A 25,169-nucleotide genomic window follows, 5' to 3' on the forward strand; every position below is an offset into this window, starting at 1 on the left:
AAAACTACTCTATTGCATCATTATAATTTATCACATATTAACTCTTTAGTCTATCCAAAAATCCGGAACCTCACTAACTCCTGCTGTTGTACAATCTGCACACTCTGTGCGCATAAAAGTAAAGGGAAAGGATCCATCAGGAGGAAGTGGTACATCAGTATAATATCTAACCGTATTACTTTCTATAAAGTCTCTAATAAGCATATGATACTCCAGTAAGGTCCCAAATCCTGGCTCTGGCCTAAATATCTCACACTTTAATTCGTAAGATGGCAAATCTGCTAAAAAATCATCACGATCGACAAAAATACGTTGTTCTGAAACCGAAGAAACATCAAAATAACCTAGCACTTTATCATCTTGATTACTTTCTGAAGTAATATTACCTGTAATAAATCCAGGCTGTATTTGTGAAAACAAGCTCTCTGATTCCGAAAAACTACTTAATATTTCATAAAATCCATTTGCTTCTCTAGATTGTACATATTGTCTGACTAATATACTATACCTATTTTCTATTCGTATATCTTCTGCCGGTATAAAACTAACTTCTAATCCTGTGATACGATCTTCTTCAAAATTAATAGTATTCGTTATCTTAATATTATTCGACACATTATTCGCATAACATATTCTTTGACTCTCTGATCTTTCGACCAAATCAAACTCAAAAAATAGCGGTCTTTCCCTAGTAACTACAAGATCAAAAGGATACCATTTAGGAGGAATTACTCTATACGTCTCTTCAAATTCATAACGATAATACTGTGAATTCCCTGTTGGATCAAATGTATCCACAAATATTCCTAATCCCTCTACTCCATCATCATTTGTGATTCTTTGGGGATATACTCTTTCTATTGATGTTTCTTGTGGTAAAGTTACCTTATCCGAAACATAAGATTTCCCATCAGAAGTCCGGATTGACAATTGATATTCTCTACCCGAGTTAACTGCAAATTCTTGTATAGAGCGATATGTACCCGCAGAGCTTTCTTCAAAAAGATATTCTACACTCGAGTCTTCTATTACCTTTACCGTTGCTCCTTCTTCGGAAAGCTGGCCATCATCTTCAAACCTAAATGTTCTTGATAATAGAATTTCTTGATTTTTCACCTCGTTAGTAATAATAGCATTTATGACTAGAATATTTTCAAAATTTTCCGTTTCAATTTCAAAAGGATCGATACAACCAGACATCGTGCTAAAAATCAATACCAGAAGTAACCTTCTAACACTCATTATATCTTTATTATATCTTACCAAAAACATCACTTATTTAAAATTTAAAATTATAAGTAATAGAAGGAACAGGTACGGAAAAAATAGAGCTCTGTAACGCTTTGACCTCTCCATCTTCTGTAACAAAAAATACAGAGAATGGGTTGTTTCGACCTAGAACATTATAAATTGATATTGTCCAAAAACTATGTCCTACTTTATTTTTTTTATGATTTCCTTCAATATTAAACCCAATATCTAATCGATAAAAATCTGGAATTCTAAATTTATTCCGATCACTAAAAACAGTAAAATCTGATCCATTAAAAGTAAAACTCCCAACAGGAAAAGTGACAGGGCGACCTGTTTGATATACAAAATTAGTTGCCAAACTAAAACGCCTAGTAAACTTGTAATTTGCTACTAAACTAAAATCATGAGGCTTATCAAAATTAGAAGGAAAAAACTCTCCTCCATTCACTCGTTCTTCTCTAAACTGGCTATCTAATTGAATTAAAGAACGAGAATATGTATATCCTAACCAACCATAAAGCCTTCCCTTTTGTTTCTTAAGTAAGAATTCTACTCCGTATGATCGTCCATTTCCTTGTAATACTTCGGTTTCTATATTCTCATTAAGTAATATTTCTGCACCAGTTTTAAAATCAACAATATTTTTGGATTCCTTGTAAAATCCTTCTAAACTCAATTCATATGCACCACTGTCAAAGTTTTTATAACCACCTAGAGCATATTGTTGCGAACTCTGTGGTTCTATATTAAGATCAGAAAGTTTCCAGGTATCGATTGGCGAAACTGTAGTGTTATTAGATAATGTATGAATAAATTGAAAAGTCTTATTGTAAGATGCTTTTACAGAAAAGTCCTCTCCTATTAAGTACCTTCCTGATATTCTAAACTCTGGACCACCATATGTTTCTATCACCTCATTATTATCAAACGATAAGGTTTCTTGTATTGTCTGCTCGCTTCTTGGCACTCCATCCTGATATACATTTTGTGTTCCTTCTCCTAAAAAATTATATATAGAGTATCTAATCCCTGCATCTAAGGTTAGATTTTTAGTAAGATCTATTTCTGTTGCTAAAAACACTGCTGATTCTAGCGCTCGTTCTTTTTCGATCTCAAATGGAGTCACAATAGATTCTCCTCCTACAGGATCAATACTTCCAGGATTTACATTATATAGTTTACTAGCAACACCATAATCAAATTTAAGCTTACTACTATATAAATATTTAAACTGAAGTTTTAACTCGGTTTCATCTATATGGTATCCTAAGTCAAAATCATCATTCGACTGGCCATCAAACTCTATATTGAATTTATACTGGCTATTAGATAAAGCTAGTTTTCCGGTGTTTTTTTCATTAAAACGATAATTCCATCTTAAAGAAAACGCTCTGTTGTTATATACATATAATGAATCCGAAGTAATACTAAAGTCATCTCTACTTAAGTAGGCTGTTGCTTCTACTTTTGATCTTTCTGTAATCTGATGATTATACTTTGCTACAACATCATAAAATGAGGCTTCGCTATCATTAAGAGATTCTTCATCCAGAGAACGTAAAACCCAGTTGGCATATGCTCCTCTTCCTCCTATCATTACTCCTGCTTTATCTTTAACAATTGGCGTTTCTATCAGTACGTTTCCTGTAACTGGTCCTATAGAAGCTTCACCTTTAAACTCGGTAACACTAGCGTCTTTGGTAGTTAAGTCAAAAACAGATGATAATCTACCTCCATATTGTGCCGGAATATTATTTTTATATATGCTCACATCTCCTAAAGCAAAAGGATTTAGAGCGGAAAAAATTCCAAAAAAGTGTTGAGGATTGTATATAACAGCATCATCCAGAAGTATTAGATTCTGATCCGACTTTCCTCCTCTAACATTGTAACCAGATGCTCCTTCTCCTGCAGTAGTAATACCTGGTAAAGTTGTTGCCACTTTAAGAACATCTCGTTCTCCTAATGCCAAAGGAATATTTTTAGACTCCTTTACATCGATTTTGGTTTTGGTAACTACCTCACTTACATTATCATTAACCTCTGCATTCAAAATGACTTCATCTAAAAACTCTATTTTCTCATTGAGCTCTACATCATATCTACCATCGTTATATATAATCACTTGCTTTTTAAAACGCTCCATTCCTATAGCACTAATCTCTACGATATTGGATCCGACGGTTAGTTCTGTCTCAAAATATCCTTTAGCATCTGTATCCGCGCCTACATCGTTACCATTCACCACAATAATAGCATTAGGTAATGGTTTGCCAGTTTGGATATTCGTGAGGTAACCATAAAACTTAAACTTCTCCCTTGAATTTCCTCTAAGTGCTCTACCAATAGTAATTGTTTCCATTGTACTCTTTTTAGATGTACTCTTGGACGAAGCAAAAACAGGAGATATTACTTTAGTTACTTCCTTTTTTATTTCAACGGAATCTTCTTTCTCGTATTCTCCAAAAAATCGATCAGGTAAGGTGTCATATATGATACTATTTTTAGCAAGAATCACCTTATTATTATCCAATACATAAAAGTTAACAACGGTATTTTCGAAAAGTTCTTTCAAAACTTTAGTCATAGGTACATTGTTATAATTACCCGACATACCTTTATACTCGATTAGCCATGAATCAATAAAATAGAAATGAAACTCAGTCTTGTCTTCTATCTGATTTAAAACAGAAATTAAATCAGAATTTTCAAAAGAAAGAGTTACTAAAGGATCGTTTTGTTGAGTCCAGCCATTAAAAACTAGTAACGAAAAAAATAAAACAAAACATTTTCTCATAATACTACGCTGCTTTTAATGGTGATGATTGCTTAATAATCGTTTCGAATAATCGTTGCATAAATCTATCCGAGTTTGATTTTTTAAGTGTTCTATTTTTAATATAAAACTGATTGATTGCTTTTTTTAAGGTAGGATACATCTTAATGACATCTCCTTTAGAATTAATACGTTTATAATGACCATTGGCAAAAAGAACATAGGTATTCTTACTTACAAATTCAAAATACAGTTTGTTATCTCCGACATTTCCAATTTTTTTTCTTCTTATTTTCTGATATCTCTTTAACAGAGAATACGTATCATTTTTCAGTAATACTTGATGGAAACCATTAATTACGCTATTATTCTCCTCAAATCCGTCGATTCTTATAAACGAATAATCCTCAATAGTAAATCGATCTACTTTATCACGTATCAATTCCAAAATAGAAGTTACTGCACCAGATTTAAGCGCTATTAAAAGGTTATCCGTTTCAAGATTGTACTTCATATCGACATCATAATAAACCTGATTATCATATAAAATAGAACCAGTTACAACATCATCGGTTAGAAAGAATGAATGCCTTCCTTCGTATATACGATTAACATCAAGGTTCACATACTGTTTCCCATTATATAATCCAGTATGTTCCTGTCCTACAACCTGATCAAACCAATTATAGTAAAGATTTTCATTTTCTTTAACCTGACTAAAAAAAACAAACGGTAGGAATAATAAAACAATTGTGCACTTACTACTTTTCCCCATATTGATAACGATGTGTGATATACATTAACGAATGTCTAACTCTTATATGGTAAACTTAACGTTATATATAAATGTCGCGAAAGGGCAAAATGTTACCCATTTTTCGATTTATTTTGATTTTCTTATCGCTTTTCTTCGATTAGACCTTAACCACTACAAAAACACTCTGGTCATTGGTCTGGCTTTTGTCCGCGGTTGTATGCTGCTTTTTACATCTCGAGTATATTCCCTAACAGTAAAACAATCACATCTCTAAAAACTCGTTAGTCTATCGATAAATTAATTTAAAGATTTAAAAACTATCCCCTATAGTTTTTTAACAATTTCCAATGTAGGTAAATATTCAAAATTAAAATCTCATTACGTGTTAAGAAAAGATTAAAACGGAAAATTTAACAGCAAAAATTATTTTTCTGATCTTATTAAATAGATCAATAAGCAAAATCATATTTCTACAAAACAGTGAATCACTCTCTTAACAAATACTTAAGATAATCCTTGATATTTCAGTGTATTTTAGAAAACAAAAAGTATGCAAAACCGTTTCATTCTATTCACACTATTAAGTGTCTTTATCGTATCAGCACAATCAGATACTGAAATTTACTTATTTGACATCTCTTTAAACAAAAATGTTTTAAAATTAAAAAATCAAAAAAATATTTCTAATAATGATGGTTATGATAACCAGCCATCATTTTATAATGAGAATATTATACTTTTTGCATCTACCAGAAATGGACAGACCGATATTGCTAAATATTCGATAAGAGATAACAAAATTGATTGGATTTCCGAAACATTGCAAGGCAGTGAATATTCTCCTATCAAAGTCCCAGATCAAAAAGCAATATCGGCTATTAGATTAGATACTACTGGAAAGCAGTTACTGTATCAATATGATTATAAAACAGGAAAATCAAAAGTAGTAGCTGAAAATCTTGTGGTTGGATATCATACATGGTTTAGCAAAGACATGTTAGTTTCTTCGGTACTGGAAGAAGGTGGATTGTCATTGGTAGTTACGAATCTAATAGCTAACACCAATAAAACATTCCAAAAGAAAATAGGAAGATCATTACATAAAATTCCTAATTCATCGCTCATTAGTTACATCAGTAAAGAAAATGATCAATGGGAAATAAAATCCTTAAATCCCGTTACAGGAAAAACAGAAAAGATAATTAACACCATCACTAAAGCAGAAGATATGTGTTGGTTAATAAACGGGACTATTCTAATGCCAAAAGATAATATCATCTATAAGTTTAATCCTAAGACAGATACTCATTGGAGCATCTTTCATACCTTCCTTAATAAAGAGATTGCTAGTATTAGCAGAATTACTACAAATGAAACAGGTACCATGCTCGCATTAGTTTCTGATGTTTCTCCAGAACACGTAGTACAAAAACAACTAGATGCATATAACAAACGTAATATCGAGGATTTTTTAGCTACCTATTCGGATCAAGTAAAAGTATATAACTACCCGAATGAATTTACCTATGAAGGTAAAGAAAAGATGAGAAGTATATATGCCCCATTTTTTGATAGAACACCAGATTTACATTGCAAAATCAAAAGCAGAATTGTTCATGGTAATAAAGTTATTGATGAAGAATTGGTACTTATAAATGGTAACGAAATTAAAGCTGTTGCTATTTATGAAGTAGAAAATGGAAAAATCTCTAAAGTTACTTTCTTATAGTAAATCGGGTTAATAAGCTATACTAACGTGTATACTTTTCCCTACTTTAATTGTTATAGATATAGCTCGCTTGACTAATTCATTTTAAAAACTCTATACCACTATTATCTTTTATTTCATTTTTATCTTTTGTGATTTAAAAAACACGTGCATAACAGTTTCTTTATACAACTATTTTTACTTTACAAATCACTAACTATTAAATTTTTAATTTAAAATAATCATTAGGGCATCAATATTCATAGTCATTAAACCTAGTGCAATAAACCAGATAATTATTAAAAAATATTCTTCAAAATTCAAAATATAAAGATTCAGCATAGAAACTTCTCAGATATAATATCTGAATGATTTAAAAAAACATTATACACCTCATATAGATGATTATAGTCACTATTTAAAGAATCAAATTATCCTAGTTTTTAGAAAGACATAAAGCTTTAAAACTAAAATAAAGCAATCACCATATAAAATAAATCAAAAAACAAGGTAACATTTCACACAACTACGACACATATATTAAACGCTATGAGCTTTTAAACTCAAACTAAGTAAATTTCACAAATTAACATAATAATGAAAAAACAACTTTTATTAATTTTAATCACAATTTTAAGCCTAAAATCCTATTCACAAATTACTTTTGAAAAAGGATATTATATTAATAATGCAAATCAAAAAATTAATTGTTTAATAAAGAATATTGACTGGAGAAATAACCCAGATAAATTCGAGTATAAATTATCTGAAAATAGTGAATCTAAAAATGCAACAATAAAATCAGTTAAAGAATTTGGTGTTAACAATATCTCAAAATACATAAGAAATACCGTTGATATAGACAGGTCTACTGATAACATCAATAATATATTCTATGACAAAAGGCCTATATTCAAACAAGAAGAGCTTTTTTTAAAAGTATTAATTGAAGGTAAATCTTCATTATATCAATACGTTGACGGTAATATAGAAAGGTATTTTTATAATAAAGACAACTCTAGTATTGAACAATTAATTTTTAAAAGATATAAAACCGTTGAGAATAAAATTGCCGAAAACAATAGATTTAAACAACAACTATGGATTGATTTGAAATGTCCAAATTTCAAAATTAGTAAAATTGAAAATTTAGATTATAAAAAAAATGAGCTAGTGGATTTTTTTATAGAATACAATAATTGTAATAATGAAAAGATTGTCAATTTTGAAGAAAAACAAAAAAGAGATTTATTTAATCTGACAATCAGACCTCGTTTGAATAGTTCTTCATTATCAATACAAAACTCTTCATCCGATTCTAGAAATACTAATTTTGGAAATAAAATAGGTTTCGGTTTTGGAGTAGAAGCTGAATTCGTATTCCCTTTCAATAAGAGTAAATGGGCGGTTTCTATTGAGCCAACTTATCAAAATTTCAAATCCGAAAAAACAACTAACTTAAATGATACTTCTGGAGAAGTGTTAATAGCAAATGTCGATTACAGTTCTATTGAAATTCCTTTAACCATAAGACATTATTTCTTTTTAAATAATAATTCCAAAATTTTTATAAATGCCTCTTACGTTATTGATATTAGTTCTAAATCATCCATTCATTTTACTAGAAATGATGGTTCAAATATAAATTCATTAGAGGTTGAATCAAGAAATAACTTTGCTTTGGGAATTGGTTATAAACAAAATGATAAATATAGCTTAGAGGTAAGGTATCAAACTGATAGAGACATTTTAGGAAACTACGTTAGATCTTGGAGTTCAAAATATAAAACATTATCAATAATATTTGGATATTCAATATTCTAAAAAGAACCATAATAATATTCATAATTAAAAATATAATTTTGCAATAATAAAATTACATATTAAAGGCATAGAGAACAAAAATCATAGTAATGACGGATCTTGGGAGGACTTTTTTTTATGGAGAAGAAAAATTCACAGGTCAAGTATATGATACTTTTGATGATCAAGTTAGTTGGATATTCGAGGTTAGAGATGGATTACAAAATGTAATTGAAAAAACTTATCACGAAGGGACTGATATTTTAGAACAAATTACGGAGTATAAAGATAATATACCCAGAAAAAATTCTTAACTTGTTAAATTTATCAAACGATGATTTGATAAAATATGACTTCAATAAACACCTTTAATTCTGAAACATAGCTTTTGTTTGTTTTTAGAACTAATATAATGATATTAGCAATCGATGTTTATTATTATAGCACAAAGGCTAAAGCCGTAGGAGTTATATTTGAAAAATGGAACGATAGCCGACCAAAAGAAATTAAAAGCGTATATCTATCGGATATCCAACAATATGAATCAGGTAACTTTTATAAACGAGAACTTCCCTGTATTATAAGTCTATTACAAAAAATAGATTTATCAAAAATAGAAATTATCATAGTTGATAGTTTTGTCTATTTAGACGACAATAAAAAATTAGGATTAGGTGGGTATTTACATGAATATCTTGAAGGTAATATGCCCATTCTAGGTGTAGCTAAGAATTCTTTTCATCTCAATAAAAAAAATGTAATCGAAGTATATAGGGGTGATAGTAAAAAACCATTATACATTAGTTCGATAGGACAGGACTTAGAATTGTCAGCAGAACTTGTTCGAAATATGCACGGTAATTATAGATTCCCTACTATATTAAAAATTTTAGATCAAGAAACGAGAGATATTAAGAAAAACAAGATGTAGAAAATAGTTTTCGCAAAGGTGCTGATGATGCAGATGTTCCTGTTAGAGATACAGAACCCACAAGAACAGATGAAGGAGAAACATCTTCGAAAACAGATGAAAGCGAAACTGCTAGAACGGATGAACCAGAAACGACCAAATCTGATGATCCCGAAAACACAAAAACAGAGGAAGATGAAGGAACTACCAACAAAAATACTGAGAGTGAATCTCCAACTAAACCTGATAAAGATGGAGAGGCGTATGAAGATGTTCCTAAACCTCTAAAAAATCATAAGACTACTAAAATGTCAGAGCATTATAAAGGGGAAGAAACTGGAAACGGATGGTGCACTCCTAAAAAAGTAAAATACCTTTCAGATGCGCAACGAGCAGAATTAAAATTAACTATAAAAGATGGAAAAGTATACGATGCAAAAGGCAACTTATATGATACTTCTGATGCGGGAACTTTTTTTAGTGGAAAAGGAAAGTCTATATTTGTTATGGATTCTCAAGGAAACATTTATGCTTCAAAATATCAAGAAGTAGGAGAATTTCATCATTCAAGTATTCTCGGTGGAGAGCCAGTTGCTGGAGCTGGTGAAATTACAGTAAAAAATGGTGTCATTACTGAAGTTTCCAATAGGAGTGGTCATTACCAACCAACTCAAGAAATAAACAAACAAGTATTAGAGCAAATTAATTCTGAAGGTATTAATATTGATAATATAGACGTAACTGGCTATTAAACTATTAAATATGCAAGATTTAAAACAAGGACTTACTATACCTATGTATGGATTACATTATATTGATTCAATCGAAAATGTTAATTATAAACAAGAAGATGTAATTTTATTTAAAAGAGATTATTCTTTAGAAGATAGAAAAAAGATTTTTTTATCTCTAGAATGGGCTATGAAAAACCCCAATATTGATTTTAACAATATTAAGCCATATGAAAGTGATAGATTTTCTAATGATGAAATTTATAGCTATTTAGAAAAGCTTTACATATTTATGAAAGAGAATTCACTATCTGTTTCTTAATAATAAGTCTACGAAAATAAGTTTAGAACAAAAAATAAATGATTACCTGAACTAAGTGAATAAAAAAGGTAAGAGAAAAAGTTCAAAAATTATCATTCTTTATAAGAGTTTGATATTTTTCATTTTTAAATTCCATTTTCATGAATGAAAACGAATAAAGAAATCTACAATATATTATATCATTATATTGATGAAGATGGTAATGAAGGGGAGGATCTTCGTGAGGTTCAACTTATGGAGGATTTTTCACAAGAAAGGATCGATAAATTAATAGAGCTTATAAATCATAAAGACACTTATATATCTTATCAATCTATGCTTATACTAATTGCTTGGGGGTTAGATGAAGGCTTTCAAGAATTAGATAAATTTATTGATAACAATTTAGATACTGAGACTAAATTTGAACCACATCGTATTTATGGAGAGGATAATGTGTTTGATGTTATCTCAGATGCTCTATATATTTCTACTTATAATACAGATGACGAACATAAAATTCTTCCTTATATAAGCCAGTTCTTGAAAATATACGGGGATAAGTTTTTTGAAAGTAGATTAAAACATGTTTTACTAAAAATGAGTTTAACTAAAACATTCTTACTTGATATAAAATTGGCTATAGAATCTGCAATTTCAAATAAGCGTTATTATCAAGCTAGTCAATTATTACCTGTGATTGCCAAGTATCAAGAAAAAGATTTAGATATCTATAAAGAAAAAATTGCTCAATTTATCACATTGGATAAGCGGATTATGTATAACCTAGAAGAGATGGAAGAATATATCTAGATATTTCCTGAATTTATTTTTAATTGAACCATTATAGAAGAAAAGTAAAATCACCAAAAAATATGTATTAAACGATTCTAAGGAATTATAATGTTCTAAATAAATAATACACAAGCAAAAGAAATTTCATGAAAAATGGCTTCAAGTTGTGTATAAAAAAATACCAACTAAACTTTAACACAATCTTTACAAACTCCAGTAAGAACACAATTAACCTTTTCTACTATATAATCATTTGACAATGAAAAATTCACAGGTTCAGGTAAACACGATATCGTTTCACATTTTTTACAGCGAAAATGAAAATGATGTAATGGTTTACGATCCTCATCACATTCTAAACAAATAGCAAAATATTGTCTCCCATCATCTGCAACAATCCTATGTAAAATACCATCTTCGCAATAATTATTTAATACTCTGTAGATAGTTGCTCTGTTAATATCTACACTAATCTTCTTTTCAATAGCACCTTGACTCATTGCCTTACCCGATGAATGTAGCACAGAGAGAACTGCTTCTTTTGTAGCTGTATTTCTTCTTTTCATTACAAAATGTTTATTGCGACATTATCGCAATAATACAAAACATTTTTATATTTGCAAGAGTTAACGCGACACTATTGCATTAAAATATAATTGCTTTAACCGTTACCCATCACTTCAAATTATAATAACCAGTTTTAAAAATGTAATCACATGAATACTACAAAAAAACTCGATGTAATCATAATAGGCGGAAGTTACTCTGGCTTATCAGCTGCTATGGCGCTTGGACGTTCATTACGCAATGTTTTAATTATTGATAGTGGCTTGCCTTGTAACCGACAAACACCACATTCACATAACTTTATTACTCAAGATGGTGCAACACCAAACGAAATTTCACAAAAAGCGAAATCACAAGTTTTAAAATATGATACTATACATTTTATTGAAGATAAAGCAATCAAAGGAAGAAAAACAAACAATACTTTTCATATTCTAACTGCTTCAGGAAAAGAATTTGAAACCAAAAAATTGATTTTTGCTACTGGTATTAAAGATATAATGCATCCCATTAAAGGGTTTTCAGATTGTTGGGGGATTTCAGTTGTTCATTGTCCTTATTGCCATGGGTACGAAATAAAAAACAAAAAAACAGGAATCATTGCAAATGGAGAAACTGCATTTCATTTAGCATCTTTAGTAAATAATCTTACTAATGATCTTAGCATACTAACTAGAGGAAAAGCTGAGTTTAATCTCGGACAAATGTCAAAATTAAAGAAGAACAATATAAAAATCATTGAAAAAGAGATTTCAGAAATCCAACACGAAAATGGTATCATTAAAAATGTGATTTTTAATGATACCAGTAAGGAGTCCTTTGAAGCAACATATGCTGCACTTCCATTTAAACAACACTCCGACATACCCGAACTAATAGGCTGTGAACTTAACGAACAAGGATACATACAAGTAGATGCAATGCATAGAACAACAATAGATGGTGTTTTTGCATGTGGAGACAACTGCTCTGGAATGCGTTCTGTAGCTAATGCAGTGGCATCAGGAAACATAACTGGTGCTGTAATAAATCTAGAATTAACAAATGAACAATTTTAGCTAATTATAAAAACATGATCTATCTAAAATAGTTCGATTTATGGTATCTAACCTAGTATATACTTTTTCTTCTTTATTTAACGTTATGAGTATAACTCACATGCCTAAATCATTATGAAGACCTACCTCCTACTGCTCTTTTCTATCTCATTTTTAACAATATTTTCTCAAAACACTTATTATGTTTCCGATATGTCTGGCAATAATAATGGTGATGGATCACAAGGATCTCCCTGGAAAACCATACAGTACGGAGTTGATCAATTAGACCCAGGTGATATTCTAAATGTAGAAACAGGAACTTATACGGAGATTGTTACATTTAATGGCAATGCAGACTCAGGAACATCTGGAAACCCTATTACGCTGCAAGCTATCGGAAATGTTATCATCGACGGAAGTTCTATAACTCCAACCGGAAGAAAAGGGCTCATCACAATTGCTGGGGCAAGTAATCTTATTATAGATGGTTTTGAGTTACAAAACTATCAAACACCAAATCCAGTAAATAATGACAACAGTACTCCTATTGGGATTCTGGTGGAAGGGACTTCTAGTAATTTGATTATAAGAAATAATAAGATTCACGATATAAAGAATTTTTCTTCCTGTACTCAGAATAGCGGATGTGGTACAGGAGCTAATGGAATTGCAGTGTATGGCGATACCACTTCAGGAATTCAAAATATAGAATTAATAGGAAATGAAGTCTATGAATGTGTTACTTCATCTAGTGAATCATTTACCATAAATGGAAACGTCAATGGATTTAAAGTTATCGATAATTACGTTCATGATAACAATAACATTGGATTCGACTTTATAGGTTTCGAAGATGATGTTTGTTCAGCATGTGGTGATGACAATCAAGCCAGAAATGGGATTGTACGTGGCAACCGTTCTATCAGAAATACCATTTTCGGAAATCCTTCTTTAGGTGTTCCTGCAAACCCTTGGTATCAATCAGAAATCAATAATAATGAAGGAAATGCAGGTGGTTTTTATGTAGATGGTGGTCGTAACATTCTTTTTGATAGTAATTTATCTGCGGAAAATGACCTGGGTTTCGAATTTGGAAGTGAAAACCGATTTAGAGAGACCTCTGATATCTTAATGATTAATAATTATGTATATAACAATAAAGAAAATGGAGTAATTACTGGTGGATATTCAGAAACCGAAGATGATCCTAATGGTGGCGGTGGTGATGCAGTTAGAATATACATTTATAACAACTCTTTCTATAAAAATAAAGGATGGGGAAGCGAAGTCGTATTCCAAAATCGTGTAAAAAACAGTCGCGTTGCCAATAACATTTTCTTTGGTGAAGCATCTACTTCAGCATGTCATGAAAATTTCAACCCTAGTTCTAATACAAACAATGTTTGGGGTACTAATCTTTGGTGGGGAAGTTCTGTTTCTGGATCTGTTCCTGGAACATCAATAACCCAAAACCCTAATTTTACAGATCCCAATACTGGTAATTTAGATATACAAGCAGCTTCTATAGCTGCTATTGATGTCGGTATTCTTCAAAACGATCTTAACACTTGGACAGATCCTTTTTGGGACACTAATTTTCCTCCTAATGGAACACTACCAGCACACGGGACTACAGATTACAATGGAAACAATAGATTTGTTAATACTATTGATCTAGGAGCTTCAGAATTTAGTAATACTTTAGTAGTTGATGATATTCAGGAAAAACCAACACCAATGACTTATCCTAACCCAGTTAAAGAAGTCATCAATTTTTCTACTTCTAACGGAGATTATACCTATACAATTTATGATCTCATGGGTAAGAAACTATCTCAAGGGAAAGCATCAAATAAAATTATGGTTTCTGATTTAAGTCCTGGAGTCTATATTTTATTTCTTAAAGATGATACAAGTAGGTGGTCTTATAAATTTGTTAAGGAGTAGTATCCAATGATCGCTTTTACTTAAATTAGGCGATCAAATTAACACAAATGAAGATCATTCTTACCTCAACATTATTATTATTTACAATTATTACAACCGCGCAAACCGATCAAAGAATATATGATATCATTGATGCTGTTTCTGCAGAAAGAATCGAAACAGATATAAAAAAACTAGCCGGATTCGGTACACGACATACGCTAAGCGATACGGTTTCGACGACAAGAGGAATTGGTGCAGCAAGAAGATGGATTAAATCAGAGTTCGATAACATATCTAAAAAATGTAATAATTGTCTCGAAGTTTTTTATCAAAAAGATTTGGTAAAAAAAGGGACTAACCAACGTATTGTTAAAGATGTTATGGTAGTGAATGTTGTCGCTATACAGCGAGGGACAAAATATCCTAATCGCTTTATTATGATGAGCGGTGACATCGATTCAAGGATCACAGATCCTACCAATTTTACGGATGATGCTCCCGGAGCAAATGATAATGCCACCGGAATGGCTGGAGCTATTGAAGCAGCTAGAGTTTTATCTAAATATAAGTTCGAAAGTAGTATTATATATGTTGGTTTATCGGGAGAAGAACAAGGACTTTTTGGAGGTCAAGGACTAGCCAAATATGCAAAAGAAAACAATTGGGATATCATTGGGGTTATGAATAATGATATGATCGGAAATATCAAAGGAGTGGATGGGGTAATTGATAACAGAACCTTTAGGATTTTCTCTGAACCAACAAATCTTACAGATGATAAAAAAACGGTAGATAGAAGACGATTTTATGGTGGTGAAGTAGATGGGATTTCGCGTCAATTAGCACGATATATCCATAAAACTACCCAGACTTATATGCCAGAGATGAATCCAATGATGGTGTATCGTTTAGATCGTTTTGGTCGTGGTGGACATCATCGCCCTTTTAATGATGCTGGTTTTGCAGGAATACGTATAATGGAAGCCCATGAAAACTATACACAACAACATCAAGATATTAGAGAAGAAAATGGCATTAAATATGGAGATGTTGTAGAACATGTGAATTTTGACTACGCGGCAAAACTAACTGCCGTCAATGCGATCAACCTGGCCAGTATTGCTTGGGCTCCCCCAGCTCCTACCGAAGTAAAAATTGGAGGAATCGTAGAACCTTCTGCTAAGTTTATGTGGAAGAAAACGAATGACTCTAATATCAAAGGATACAAAATCTATTGGAGAGATACGACCTCTCCTACCTGGGATCATAGTCGTTTTGTAGGGAATGTAGATAACTTTACACTAAACGGTATTGTTATTGATAATTACTTCTTTGGTATTGCGACAGTTGGGAAAAATGGTCACGAAAGCCCCGTAGTATTCCCTTCTGAAGTTTTTAGAAAATAACCGAATTCTCATTATATTAACCATGATAATCTAACCACACCAAATGAAACTTATTAAATCTATATCCATCTTAACATTGTTACTGCTCTTTTCTTGTAAACAAGAACCAGCCAAAAGAAAATTATTGGCTCAACTAGATATAGCAGAAAAATTATCAGTGATAACAAAAGGTAAAGTTATCATTCATGAAAACTTTAAATCAGAACATGTTATTCCAAGAAATGTAGAAGTTTTTCTACCTGATGGCTATGACGCCAATTCTAAGGATACATATAATGTACTGTATATGCATGATGGTCAAAATGTATTTAATTCAAAAACCTCCTATACAGGTATTGATTGGGGTGTTGATGAAACTATAGATAGTTTAATTAAAATTGGAAAGATTAAAAACACGATCGTTGTCGCCCCTTGGAATACGGTAAAAAAACGTTTTTCTGAATATATGCCCGAAGCTCCATCTGAGGTTACCAATAGCGCAGAAGTAAAGGCTGCTTTGAAGCAAAATACTGGTTTTGATGATTTGTATTCTGACGAGTATCTAAAATTCTTAGTAGAAGAGTTAAAACCATTTATAGACAAAACATATAATGTATCTACTAAAGCAGAAAACACTTCTATAATGGGGTCTTCCATGGGAGGATTAATATCATTATATGCAATCTGTAAATACCCAGAAGTATTTGGTGCCGCCGGATGTGTATCTACACATTGGCCTATTCCTGTATTAGGAGAAGCGTATATAAAAACATTACCTACTACCCTTCCAGATCCAAAAACGCATAAAATATACTTTGATTTTGGAACGGAAACATTAGATGCTCAATATGAACCTTATCAGAAACAAGTGGATCAAATGATGATAGATAAGGGATATACCAAAGGCGAAAATTGGATTACTAAAAAGTTTGAAGGCGCATCGCACGATGAAAAAAGTTGGAATGAACGAGTACATATTCCTCTTGAATTTTTATTGAAATAAATTAACGTAGAAATGAATAAGTTTTTCTTAGCATTATGTCTTGTTTGTGGATTATCATCAATTTTTTCGCAAACATCTCTTTTTGATCAACAACAACAATTTACCAGGCAAGATACGCTAAGAGGTTCTATTACTCCAGAAAGAGTTTGGTGGGATCTTACTTATAACCATCTAGACATATCAGTAAACCCCGAAAAGAAAACCATAAAAGGAAAAAACACCATACACTATAAAGTATTAGAAAATCATAATGTCTTACAAGTGGATTTACAACCACCTTTGGTGATAGAAAAAGTTTTACAAGACGGAGAAGAATTAAAAGTATCTTCAGAAGGAAATGCTCATTTTGTAACACTCAATAAAAAACAAAAGAAAGGTAGTATCAATGCTTTAGAGGTCTACTATGGTGGAAAACCAAGGGAGGCTATACGCGCACCTTGGGATGGTGGTATTTCCTGGAAAAAAGACAGTAATGGGAAACACTTTATCGCCTCTTCTTGTCAAGGATTAGGAGCCAGTGTTTGGTGGCCAAACAAAGATCATATGTATGACGAAGTAGATAGTATGTTAGTAAGTGTAACCGTTCCAAAAGGTTTGATGAATGTATCTAATGGTAGATTACGTAAAATAGAAGAGCGTTCTTCTAACACAAAAACATATCATTGGTTTGTAAGCAATCCTATTAATAACTATGGAGTTAATATCAATATCGGTGATTATGTATATTTTGGAGAAAAATACAAAGGAGAGAAAGGAACCTTAGATATGGATTACTATGTACTAAAAGATAATCTAGAAGCTGCCAAAAAACAATTTAAAGATGCTCCAAGAACAATGAAAGCATTCGAACACTGGTTTGGACCGTATCCTTTTTATGAAGATAGTTTTAAACTAGTGGAAGTTCCTTATTTAGGAATGGAACATCAAAGCTCTGTTACCTACGGAAATAAGTATGTTAATGGATATCTAGGCAATGATTTATCTGGAACCGGATGGGGATTAAAATTTGATTTTATTATCATTCATGAATCAGGCCACGAATGGTTTGCTAATAATATAACATATAAAGATATCGCCGATATGTGGATTCATGAAAGTTTCACTGCATACTCAGAAAATCTATTCCTGGATTACCACTATGGCAAAGAAGCTTCTTCTGAATACGTGATTGGAACCAGACGTGGTATTAGTAACGATAAACCTATTATTGGACAATATGATGTAAACCACGAAGGGTCTAGCGATATGTATTACAAAGGAGCCAATATGCTGCATACTTTACGTCAACTATTAGAAGATGATGAGTTATGGAGATCCATTTTAAGAGGTTTGAACGAAGAATTTTATCATCAAACGGTTACTACAAAGCAAATCGAAAATTACCTTAGTGAGAAAACTAAAATCGATCTAACGGCATTCTTTAATCAATATCTAAGAGATACAAGAATACCCACTTTAGAATATGGTTTTGATGAAAATGGACTAAAATACCGGTATATTGATATTGTCGAGGATTTTGATATGCCTGTTCGTTTAAAAATTGATGGAAAAGATCAATGGGTACAACCAAATTCAAAATGGCAAGTATTAAAAATTAACGCCGACGAAATCAGCATCGATCCGAATTTTTATATAAATGCTAAATCAATTTAATGAAAATATATTTTCCTCAATGGCAAGGATCCGGAACTGGTAAGATTATAGAATATGGAGCAAAAACAATATTGGACTATCTAGAAGATCCAGAATTTGTTCATATACCATTATCAGAGATATCCGCCGGAAAAAATGGTACAAAGAAACATGACATTCATAATTATGATGCAATTACGGAACAACTAACACGTTTAAAAAAAAAGATTGAAGATCAACAGCCCAATACTATCAAAACTATTGGTGGAGATTGTGGATTAGAAATAGTTCCAGTCTCTTATCTTAATGAAAAATATCCTAATCTTGGTATTATTTGGTTTGATGCACACGCAGATATCAATAAACCTTGTGACTCTCCAAGCTGTAACTTTCATGGCATGCCACTAAGAACCTTATTAGGTGAAGGTTCTGAGTATATGAATCCACTACTATTTTCTACTATTAAAACTTCTCAGATCCATTATGTTGGTGTAAGGGATATCGATGATACAGAGCAAATCAGAATTGATACTGGTGAAATTTATGCTCCAAAAAAAACTGATATCACTCATTTAGTGGATACACTAAAGTCAAAAAACATAACACATCTTTATTTACACTTTGATTTTGATTGTTTAGAACCTAATGACTATAACAAAACCTATTATCAAGTCTCAAATGGAGTAACTATTGCTGAAGCAGAGGCTTGTATAAAAGCATTGCAAGAAAATTTCTCTATTGTTGGCAGTAGTGTTTTAGAATCTATTACAACAAACACTATAGAATTAAAACCTATCGATGAGATTATCAAATTGTTAATGAAATAACACATAAATTTATGTCAGGAGGTAATTGGAAAGATATGCTATTAGCATCACAAACCGGAGATTTAGAATTAGTCAAATATTATGTTAGAACAGGAATTGATATTAATTATCAACATCCTGAAGCTATGACTACTCCTCTTATTGAGAGTTTTAGATTTGAACATATAGCTATTGCTAAATTCCTCTTGGAGAATGGTGCAGATGTATACGCTAAAGAAGGTTTTAGTGGAGATACAGCTTTATCAGTAGCAACCGAAAAACAAAATCAAGAAGCCTTAGATTTATTAAATCTTTATCTAAAACCATGACCTAACTAAAATAAATGTCAATGAAATTAGCATTTGATGTTCAGTATTATGAAACATATGCAAAATCTGTTTGTATAGTTTTTAATGATTGGCAAGATGAAACTCCTTCAGAAATTATAATAAAAAAAGTGCATAATATTGCTCCTTATGTACCTGGAGAATTTTATAAGAGAGAACTTCCTTGTATAGAAGTTATTCTAGAAGACATCCATCCTAATGATATTGAACTTATTATAGTAGATGGATATGTGTATCTTAATGATGATAAAAAATTAGGTTTAGGCGGTTATTTATATGAAAAGCTGAATAACAACATCCCTATAATCGGTGTGGCTAAGTCCAGTTTTCATGATAATAAAAAGTATGTTCGAGAAGTAATTAGAGGAGAAAGTACAAAACCATTATATATTACTGCTGTAGGATTGGATGTAGATAAAGCCAAAAATCATATACAAAAGATGCACGGTGAATTCAGAATGCCAAGCTTACTACAAATCCTTGATTCGAAAACTAAAGAAAAGTAACTACAAAACCTGAACAAGAAAGTAAAGGCAAATTATCGAATTGTATTAATGTCACTACGCAGAGGAATCATATTAAAAAGTTATTTAAGATAACTTTTTAATATGTTTAAGGGCTTCTACTTTACCTTTATAATAAAACCTTTGCTATGTTTACATTATTCAAGAAAAAGTCGGAAAAAGAACAACTTCAGAAAAAGTATAGAGCTTTAATGGAAGATTCTTATAAGTTATCACATACCAATCGTAAAGCTAGTGATAACAAACAAGCAGAAGCAGAAGAAATACTAAAAAAGATTGAACAGATTAAGGAGTAATTGATAAAATCCATTAGTTTATAAAATTATGAACACGGCATTATCTTGTGTCTATTTATTTATAATGATCTCATCCCTTATTATTTTTGATTTCACTAAAGATAGCAACCTATCCAATTGGAATGTGGTTGATGATGGCGTAATGGGCGGTATCTCACAAGGAAAATTTGAGATTAATAAGGAAGGGAATGCTGTTTTTAAAGGCAATGTATCTTTAGAAAACAATGGCGGATTTTCTTCTGTACGCTATCGTTTTAACTCCAAAAAGGTAAAGGAATTTACCAAGGTTTTAATCAGGCTAAAAGGAGATCAAAAAAAATATCAATTTAGAATAAAAACCAATAGTTCCGATCGTTATTCTTATATCGCTCATTTTAAAACTACTGGAGATTGGCAAACTGTCGAGGTTTCATTATCAGAAATGTATCCAGCATTTAGAGGTAGGAAATTAGATTTACCAAATTATCCAATAGAAACTATGCAAGAAATTGCATTTCTTATTGGTAATAAAAAAGCAGAACAATTTAGATTAGAAATAGACAAAATAGAATTGAAATAAACTTTTTAAATAGATTAAACAATACTCCGCAGAGAATAAATAACTCATCATATAAATAGTATATTTATAGATCTATTTAATTCATCTAAGATCATCAAAAGAATTCTTTTCATAATACCCCCAAAAGTTCATTTATTAGATATCACAGGACCTGCACATATTTTTTATGAAGCCAAGGAATATGGAGCTAATATTGAATTACATTTCGTAACAATAAATGATCATACACAAATTAATAGCAGTGCTGGATTACATTTTAATGAATTAGTTCCATTCCATGAATTTCAATTATCCACAGAAGATTTCATATTCATCCCTGGTATTGAATTTTCCTTAATTTCGGATACTAATTTTTATTTAAAAAATAGATTATTTTTTAAATGGATCAAGGATCAATATGATAACAAGGCCCAAATATGTTCGGTATGCACCGGAACTTTTTTAGTAGCAGCATCTGGGATATTAGATGGAAAAAACTGTACTACTCACTGGAAATATTTTTCTGAATTTAATCAAAAACATCCTGAGATTGAACTCATCAAGAATAGACTATTCGTGATAGAAGAAGGATTGTACTCTAGCGCAGGTGTGACCTCTGGTATAGATTTAGCTTTGTATGTTTTAGAAGTTCAATTTTCTTCAAAACTGGCTGCAGATGTAGCAAAAGAAGTAGTAATATACTTCAGAAGAAGTGAATCTGATCCTCAACTTAGTATTTTTCTGCAATACAGAAATCATCTAGACACTAGAATTCATGATGCGCAGGATTATATGATTAAAAATATTAGTTCATCTTTTACTCTAGAGGGTATTGCTGAAAATGTATATATGAGTCCTAGAAATCTAACTCGGTTATTCAAAAAAACTACAGGAATAACAGTTGGAAATTATTTAGAAAAGCTTCGAGTGGATAGAGCAATACTACTATTAGAAGAAGGAAATAAGGTGAGTTATGTCTCTGATCAATGTGGATTAAAAAGTACAAATCAACTAAGAAACCTTCTCAAAAAACATAAAGAAATACTGCCAAAAGATATAAAGTCTTTGTTCTAAAATGTCCTGATACTTCGTATGGTTGTCCTTTGAGCCTATTAGGAAGTTGCTAATTTTGACATACATCAATCTTTAAACAAAGAAATAATGAAAACATTGTTAATATTCATCTCATTTTTGACCTATATATCGATATACTCACAATTATCGAATACCTCCAACAAAACATATGTATGTCCACCTTGTAATAGTTCCTGTGATACTTTGACCTTTGGTACACCCGGAAAATGTGGTCATTGTGAAATGCAGCTAATTACCAAAAAAGAATTAAGTAAAAAACATAACGTAATCAAAAAGAAAAGAATTGCATTCTATTTACAACCAGGTATCGAGGTATTAGATTTTGCAGGCCCTATGGAAGTTTTTGCTTATGCTGATTTCGAAGTTTTTACAGTTTCTAAAACCAAAGAACCTATTATTTCACAAGGAATTTTAACAGTATTACCCGACTATAGTATACAAGATGCTCCTAAAGCAGATATTTTAGCCTTTTTCGGAGGAAATGCTGCACAATCATTCAAAGATGCAGAAATTATAAATTGGATTCAATCTCAAAAAGATATTGAATATCATTTCTCTGTTTGTACAGGTGTGTTCGCCTTAGCAAATGCGGGAACATTAGAAGGTATGACAGCTACTACTTTTCATAATGCCTTAGACGGATTGGAGCGCAATTATCCTAATATTACTGTGGTAAAAGATGCTCGTTTTGTGGATAACGGGAAAGTTATAACTACTGCAGGAATTTCTGCAGGGATTGATGGAGCATTACATCTTGTAGCCAAACTACAAGGATTTAACGAAGCTAGAAAAATTGCTTATCATATGGAATATGATAAATGGGTTCCTGGAGAAGGACTAAATTTATCTCAGGATAATCCTTATCACAACTTCCTAAATATTCCAAATCTTGAAAGTTACACCGGAACTTATCAATATATTGATAACCAAGAAGTAGTATTAAAAATAAACTCTAGAGAAAAATCTCTTTATGCCGTCTTAGACAAAATAAAATATCCTGTCTTCTATCAAGAAAAAGATGTTTTCGCTAACCTAAATAATGATAAAATTACTTTTTTAAGAAATAAAAATAATGAGATCACTGGTTATACATCTTCAAAAAATCCTGAAATAATTTATAAGAAACTTAATAAATAAGAATAAGAAGACTCGAATACTAATTCTTAAGATGAATCTCACTCAGATTTTCCATTCTATTTCTTTCCAAAAACGCATCAATAGTTTCAAAATGTTCAATAACACGTTTGTCTTTAAATTCAAAAACTTTATTAGACAATCCTCTTAAAAAATCACGATCGTGAGAAACGAGTATCAAGGTACCATCAAAAGCCAATAAGGCTTCTTTCAGAACATCTTTGGATCTAATATCCAGATGATTGGTCGGCTCATCAAGAATTAACACATTTACAGGTTCTAAAAGTAACTTTACCATAGCTAATCTGGTTCTTTCTCCACCAGAAAGTACTCCTACCTTTTTATCGATATGATCGCCGCCAAACATAAATTGTCCGAGTATATTTTTGATCTGTGTTCTTACATCTCCTTTGGCAACCTCATCAACTGTTTGAAAAACTGTGAGATTAGGATCCAACAAAGCGGCCTGATTCTGGGCAAAATACCCAACCTTGGCATTATGACCTAAATCACATTGTCCATCAAAATCAATTTCTCCCATAATCGCTTTGATCATAGTAGATTTTCCTTCTCCATTTCTCCCTACAAAAGAGACTTTTTCTCCTCTCGCTATAGACATACTAGCTTCTTTAAAAACTACATGATTGTCGTATTTTTTTGATAAATCTTTAGCAATTACAGGGTAATCACCGGAGCGTGCAGAAGGTGGAAACCTAAGTTTTAAAGAAGAAGTGTCAACTTCATCAATTTCAATGATATCTAGCTTCTCTAACATACGCTCACGAGAATTCACCTGATTCGTCTTAGAATAGGTTCCTTTAAACCTTTCTATAAATTGTTTTGTATCAGCAATAAACTTTTGTTGTTCCTGATATGCTTTTATTTGATGTGAACGTCTTTCTTCTCTTAGTTGTAAATAATGTGTATAATTGGCCTTATAATCATAGATTCTACCCATAGTTACTTCAATAGTTCTATTGGTAATATTATCTATAAATGCCTTATCATGAGAAATTACAATTACTGCCTTTGCTTTATTAAGTAAGAAATCCTCTAACCATATTACAGATTCTATATCCACATGATTCGTAGGCTCATCTAATAGAATAAGGTCTGGTTTTTGAAGCAATATCTTGGCTAATTCAATACGCATTCTCCATCCACCGCTAAATTCACTGGTAGGTCTTGTGAAATCTTCTCTTTTAAAACCTAATCCCTGCAATGCTTTTTCCACCTCTGCATCATAGTTCACTTCTTCTATTGCATAAAACTTCTCCCCTAAATCCGTTACTTTCTGAATAATACCCATATATTCATCAGAATCGTAATCCGTACGAGTTTCCAACTCTTTATTAAGACGATCCATCTCGCTCTGCATCTCATGAATCTGACCAAATGCTTTTGATGCTTCTTCAAATACCGTACAATCATCATCTGTCAATAAATGCTGCGGCAGATAAGCAATCACTGCTTCTTTAGGACATCTCACATTTCCTCTGGTAGCTTTTTGTACACCTGCAATGATCTTCATCATAGTAGATTTACCAGCTCCATTCTTGCCCATCAAGGCAATTTTGTCATTTTCATTAATAACAAAAGAAACATTACTAAATAAGGTTTCTCCACTAAACTCTACTGCAATTCCATCTACAGAAATCATATCATCTTATTTTAAAAATGCAAAACTATAAAAAAGCAAACCACTGCAAAGGAATTATTAATAATAGATACTAAAACTTTTAACTAGTAAACTATCTTAGAACAAGTACACTGGACATTAGATTGAAAATTAATTTAGATTCGAGACGAGCCTAGAAACACTTACATCTCGATTATCG

Annotated in this window: 25 protein-coding genes; 19 read left to right on the forward strand and 6 right to left on the reverse strand. The window is 31.5% G+C overall.

The features are described 5' to 3' along the window. Positions 1–45: 45 nt before the first annotated feature. Genes Q0829_RS19805 through Q0829_RS19815 form a run of 3 tightly spaced genes read right to left on the reverse strand, consistent with a single transcriptional unit; the run spans position 46 to position 4,805 of the window. Positions 46–1,242, reverse strand: coding sequence for a DUF4249 domain-containing protein (locus Q0829_RS19805; protein WP_298546276.1), 1,197 nt, complete (start codon positions 1,240–1,242; stop codon positions 46–48). A gap of 37 nt (positions 1,243–1,279) precedes the next feature. Further along, positions 1,280–4,051: a TonB-dependent receptor gene (locus Q0829_RS19810; protein WP_298546277.1), complete on the reverse strand. Its 2,772-nt coding sequence runs from the start codon at positions 4,049–4,051 to the stop codon at positions 1,280–1,282. A 4-nt stretch (positions 4,052–4,055) separates the two neighbouring features. Then, entirely contained in the window at positions 4,056–4,805 is a 750-nt protein-coding gene (locus Q0829_RS19815) for a hypothetical protein (protein WP_298546278.1), read from the reverse strand. 532 nt (positions 4,806–5,337) lie between these two features. Between Q0829_RS19815 and Q0829_RS19820 the strand changes: the two genes are divergently transcribed. The 4 genes from Q0829_RS19820 (at position 5,338) to Q0829_RS19835 (ending at position 9,229) form a co-directional block, all read left to right on the forward strand. Beyond that, complete coding sequence (locus Q0829_RS19820) at positions 5,338–6,516, forward strand: nuclear transport factor 2 family protein (protein WP_298546279.1); 1,179 nt, start codon at positions 5,338–5,340, stop codon at positions 6,514–6,516. Between the two features lie 576 nt (positions 6,517–7,092). After that, positions 7,093–8,319 carry a tRNA modification GTPase gene (locus Q0829_RS19825; protein WP_298546280.1) on the forward strand — a complete coding sequence of 409 codons (1,227 nt, stop codon included), beginning with the start codon at positions 7,093–7,095 and terminating at the stop codon, positions 8,317–8,319. 89 nt (positions 8,320–8,408) lie between these two features. Further along, positions 8,409–8,612: a hypothetical protein gene (locus Q0829_RS19830; RefSeq protein WP_298546281.1), complete on the forward strand. Its 204-nt coding sequence runs from the start codon at positions 8,409–8,411 to the stop codon at positions 8,610–8,612. A gap of 98 nt (positions 8,613–8,710) precedes the next feature. Continuing rightward, positions 8,711–9,229 (forward strand): endonuclease V, encoded by a 519-nt coding sequence (locus Q0829_RS19835; protein ID WP_298546282.1) that lies wholly within the window; start codon positions 8,711–8,713, stop codon positions 9,227–9,229. On the opposite strand, the gene Q0829_RS19840 is transcribed toward Q0829_RS19835, so the two are convergent. Then, positions 9,210–9,422: a hypothetical protein gene (locus Q0829_RS19840; RefSeq protein WP_298546283.1), complete on the reverse strand. Its 213-nt coding sequence runs from the start codon at positions 9,420–9,422 to the stop codon at positions 9,210–9,212. The genes Q0829_RS19835 and Q0829_RS19840 overlap by 20 nt on opposite strands. 94 nt (positions 9,423–9,516) lie before the next feature. On the opposite strand from Q0829_RS19840, the gene Q0829_RS19845 reads away from it, so the two are divergent. The 3 genes from Q0829_RS19845 to Q0829_RS19855 all read left to right on the forward strand — a co-directional run bounded on the left by Q0829_RS19845 (position 9,517) and on the right by Q0829_RS19855 (position 11,053). Beyond that, positions 9,517–9,960, forward strand: a complete 444-nt coding sequence (locus Q0829_RS19845) for a hypothetical protein (RefSeq protein ID WP_298546284.1) — start codon at positions 9,517–9,519, stop codon at positions 9,958–9,960. A gap of 10 nt (positions 9,961–9,970) precedes the next feature. Beyond that, the gene (locus Q0829_RS19850) at positions 9,971–10,261 is read left to right on the forward strand and encodes a hypothetical protein (protein ID WP_298546285.1); all 291 of its coding nucleotides are present in this window, start codon (positions 9,971–9,973) and stop codon (positions 10,259–10,261) included. A 144-nt stretch (positions 10,262–10,405) separates the two neighbouring features. Beyond that, positions 10,406–11,053: a hypothetical protein gene (locus Q0829_RS19855; protein ID WP_298546286.1), complete on the forward strand. Its 648-nt coding sequence runs from the start codon at positions 10,406–10,408 to the stop codon at positions 11,051–11,053. A gap of 167 nt (positions 11,054–11,220) precedes the next feature. Here the strand turns inward: Q0829_RS19855 and Q0829_RS19860 are convergent, their stop codons facing one another. After that, positions 11,221–11,601 (reverse strand): transcriptional repressor, encoded by a 381-nt coding sequence (locus Q0829_RS19860; RefSeq protein WP_298546287.1) that lies wholly within the window; start codon positions 11,599–11,601, stop codon positions 11,221–11,223. A 150-nt stretch (positions 11,602–11,751) separates the two neighbouring features. On the opposite strand from Q0829_RS19860, the gene Q0829_RS19865 reads away from it, so the two are divergent. From Q0829_RS19865 to Q0829_RS19920, 12 genes are all read left to right on the forward strand, one after another. Next, a complete protein-coding gene (locus tag Q0829_RS19865) occupies positions 11,752–12,660 on the forward strand; it encodes an NAD(P)/FAD-dependent oxidoreductase (RefSeq protein WP_298546288.1) in 909 nt (302 codons plus the stop codon). A gap of 114 nt (positions 12,661–12,774) precedes the next feature. After that, positions 12,775–14,589 (forward strand): T9SS type A sorting domain-containing protein, encoded by a 1,815-nt coding sequence (locus Q0829_RS19870; protein ID WP_298546289.1) that lies wholly within the window; start codon positions 12,775–12,777, stop codon positions 14,587–14,589. Positions 14,590–14,636: 47 nt separating this feature from the next. Beyond that, positions 14,637–15,977, forward strand: a complete 1,341-nt coding sequence (locus tag Q0829_RS19875) for a M28 family peptidase (RefSeq protein ID WP_298546290.1) — start codon at positions 14,637–14,639, stop codon at positions 15,975–15,977. 43 nt (positions 15,978–16,020) lie between these two features. After that, positions 16,021–16,959, forward strand: coding sequence for an alpha/beta hydrolase-fold protein (locus Q0829_RS19880; RefSeq protein WP_298546291.1), 939 nt, complete (start codon positions 16,021–16,023; stop codon positions 16,957–16,959). Between the two features lie 12 nt (positions 16,960–16,971). After that, positions 16,972–18,612, forward strand: coding sequence for a M1 family metallopeptidase (locus Q0829_RS19885; protein ID WP_298546292.1), 1,641 nt, complete (start codon positions 16,972–16,974; stop codon positions 18,610–18,612). After that, positions 18,612–19,418 carry an arginase family protein gene (locus tag Q0829_RS19890; protein WP_298546293.1) on the forward strand — a complete coding sequence of 269 codons (807 nt, stop codon included), beginning with the start codon at positions 18,612–18,614 and terminating at the stop codon, positions 19,416–19,418. Before Q0829_RS19885 ends, Q0829_RS19890 begins: the two co-directional genes overlap by 1 nt. Before the next feature lie 11 nt (positions 19,419–19,429). Continuing rightward, complete coding sequence (locus Q0829_RS19895) at positions 19,430–19,726, forward strand: ankyrin repeat domain-containing protein (protein ID WP_298546294.1); 297 nt, start codon at positions 19,430–19,432, stop codon at positions 19,724–19,726. Positions 19,727–19,746: 20 nt separating this feature from the next. Then, on the forward strand, positions 19,747–20,250 hold the full coding sequence (locus Q0829_RS19900) for an endonuclease V (protein ID WP_298546295.1): 504 nt from the start codon (positions 19,747–19,749) through the stop codon (positions 20,248–20,250). A gap of 146 nt (positions 20,251–20,396) precedes the next feature. After that, positions 20,397–20,564, forward strand: coding sequence for a Lacal_2735 family protein (locus Q0829_RS19905; RefSeq protein WP_298546296.1), 168 nt, complete (start codon positions 20,397–20,399; stop codon positions 20,562–20,564). A 28-nt stretch (positions 20,565–20,592) separates the two neighbouring features. Then, on the forward strand, positions 20,593–21,123 hold the full coding sequence (locus Q0829_RS19910) for a CIA30 family protein (protein ID WP_298546297.1): 531 nt from the start codon (positions 20,593–20,595) through the stop codon (positions 21,121–21,123). Positions 21,124–21,225: 102 nt separating this feature from the next. Continuing rightward, positions 21,226–22,176: a DJ-1/PfpI family protein gene (locus Q0829_RS19915; protein WP_298546881.1), complete on the forward strand. Its 951-nt coding sequence runs from the start codon at positions 21,226–21,228 to the stop codon at positions 22,174–22,176. 87 nt (positions 22,177–22,263) lie between these two features. Then, complete coding sequence (locus Q0829_RS19920) at positions 22,264–23,334, forward strand: DJ-1/PfpI family protein (RefSeq protein WP_298546298.1); 1,071 nt, start codon at positions 22,264–22,266, stop codon at positions 23,332–23,334. Between the two features lie 19 nt (positions 23,335–23,353). On the opposite strand, the gene Q0829_RS19925 is transcribed toward Q0829_RS19920, so the two are convergent. After that, positions 23,354–24,991: an ABC-F family ATP-binding cassette domain-containing protein gene (locus tag Q0829_RS19925; RefSeq protein WP_298546299.1), complete on the reverse strand. Its 1,638-nt coding sequence runs from the start codon at positions 24,989–24,991 to the stop codon at positions 23,354–23,356. Positions 24,992–25,169: the final 178 nt, after the last annotated feature.

This window comes from uncultured Aquimarina sp. (assembly GCF_947492405.1).
Lineage (GTDB): Bacteria > Bacteroidota > Bacteroidia > Flavobacteriales > Flavobacteriaceae > Aquimarina.

What these genes read in the sequence shown, in the direction of transcription:
- Q0829_RS19805 (WP_298546276.1), bottom strand. Translation starts at nt 1,242, where the DNA reads ATGAGTGTTAGAAGGTTACTTCTGGTATTGATTTTTAGCACGATGTCT.
- Q0829_RS19810 (WP_298546277.1), bottom strand. Translation starts at nt 4,051, where the DNA reads ATGAGAAAATGTTTTGTTTTATTTTTTTCGTTACTAGTTTTTAATGGC.
- Q0829_RS19815 (WP_298546278.1), bottom strand. Translation starts at nt 4,805, where the DNA reads ATGGGGAAAAGTAGTAAGTGCACAATTGTTTTATTATTCCTACCGTTT.
- Q0829_RS19820 (WP_298546279.1), top strand. Translation starts at nt 5,338, where the DNA reads ATGCAAAACCGTTTCATTCTATTCACACTATTAAGTGTCTTTATCGTA.
- Q0829_RS19825 (WP_298546280.1), top strand. Translation starts at nt 7,093, where the DNA reads ATGAAAAAACAACTTTTATTAATTTTAATCACAATTTTAAGCCTAAAA.
- Q0829_RS19830 (WP_298546281.1), top strand. Translation starts at nt 8,409, where the DNA reads ATGACGGATCTTGGGAGGACTTTTTTTTATGGAGAAGAAAAATTCACA.
- Q0829_RS19835 (WP_298546282.1), top strand. Translation starts at nt 8,711, where the DNA reads ATGATATTAGCAATCGATGTTTATTATTATAGCACAAAGGCTAAAGCC.
- Q0829_RS19845 (WP_298546284.1), top strand. Translation starts at nt 9,517, where the DNA reads ATGTCAGAGCATTATAAAGGGGAAGAAACTGGAAACGGATGGTGCACT.
- Q0829_RS19850 (WP_298546285.1), top strand. Translation starts at nt 9,971, where the DNA reads ATGCAAGATTTAAAACAAGGACTTACTATACCTATGTATGGATTACAT.
- Q0829_RS19855 (WP_298546286.1), top strand. Translation starts at nt 10,406, where the DNA reads ATGAAAACGAATAAAGAAATCTACAATATATTATATCATTATATTGAT.
- Q0829_RS19860 (WP_298546287.1), bottom strand. Translation starts at nt 11,601, where the DNA reads ATGAAAAGAAGAAATACAGCTACAAAAGAAGCAGTTCTCTCTGTGCTA.
- Q0829_RS19865 (WP_298546288.1), top strand. Translation starts at nt 11,752, where the DNA reads ATGAATACTACAAAAAAACTCGATGTAATCATAATAGGCGGAAGTTAC.
- Q0829_RS19870 (WP_298546289.1), top strand. Translation starts at nt 12,775, where the DNA reads ATGAAGACCTACCTCCTACTGCTCTTTTCTATCTCATTTTTAACAATA.
- Q0829_RS19875 (WP_298546290.1), top strand. Translation starts at nt 14,637, where the DNA reads ATGAAGATCATTCTTACCTCAACATTATTATTATTTACAATTATTACA.
- Q0829_RS19880 (WP_298546291.1), top strand. Translation starts at nt 16,021, where the DNA reads ATGAAACTTATTAAATCTATATCCATCTTAACATTGTTACTGCTCTTT.
- Q0829_RS19885 (WP_298546292.1), top strand. Translation starts at nt 16,972, where the DNA reads ATGAATAAGTTTTTCTTAGCATTATGTCTTGTTTGTGGATTATCATCA.
- Q0829_RS19890 (WP_298546293.1), top strand. Translation starts at nt 18,612, where the DNA reads ATGAAAATATATTTTCCTCAATGGCAAGGATCCGGAACTGGTAAGATT.
- Q0829_RS19895 (WP_298546294.1), top strand. Translation starts at nt 19,430, where the DNA reads ATGTCAGGAGGTAATTGGAAAGATATGCTATTAGCATCACAAACCGGA.
- Q0829_RS19900 (WP_298546295.1), top strand. Translation starts at nt 19,747, where the DNA reads ATGAAATTAGCATTTGATGTTCAGTATTATGAAACATATGCAAAATCT.
- Q0829_RS19905 (WP_298546296.1), top strand. Translation starts at nt 20,397, where the DNA reads ATGTTTACATTATTCAAGAAAAAGTCGGAAAAAGAACAACTTCAGAAA.
- Q0829_RS19910 (WP_298546297.1), top strand. Translation starts at nt 20,593, where the DNA reads ATGAACACGGCATTATCTTGTGTCTATTTATTTATAATGATCTCATCC.
- Q0829_RS19920 (WP_298546298.1), top strand. Translation starts at nt 22,264, where the DNA reads ATGAAAACATTGTTAATATTCATCTCATTTTTGACCTATATATCGATA.
- Q0829_RS19925 (WP_298546299.1), bottom strand. Translation starts at nt 24,991, where the DNA reads ATGATTTCTGTAGATGGAATTGCAGTAGAGTTTAGTGGAGAAACCTTA.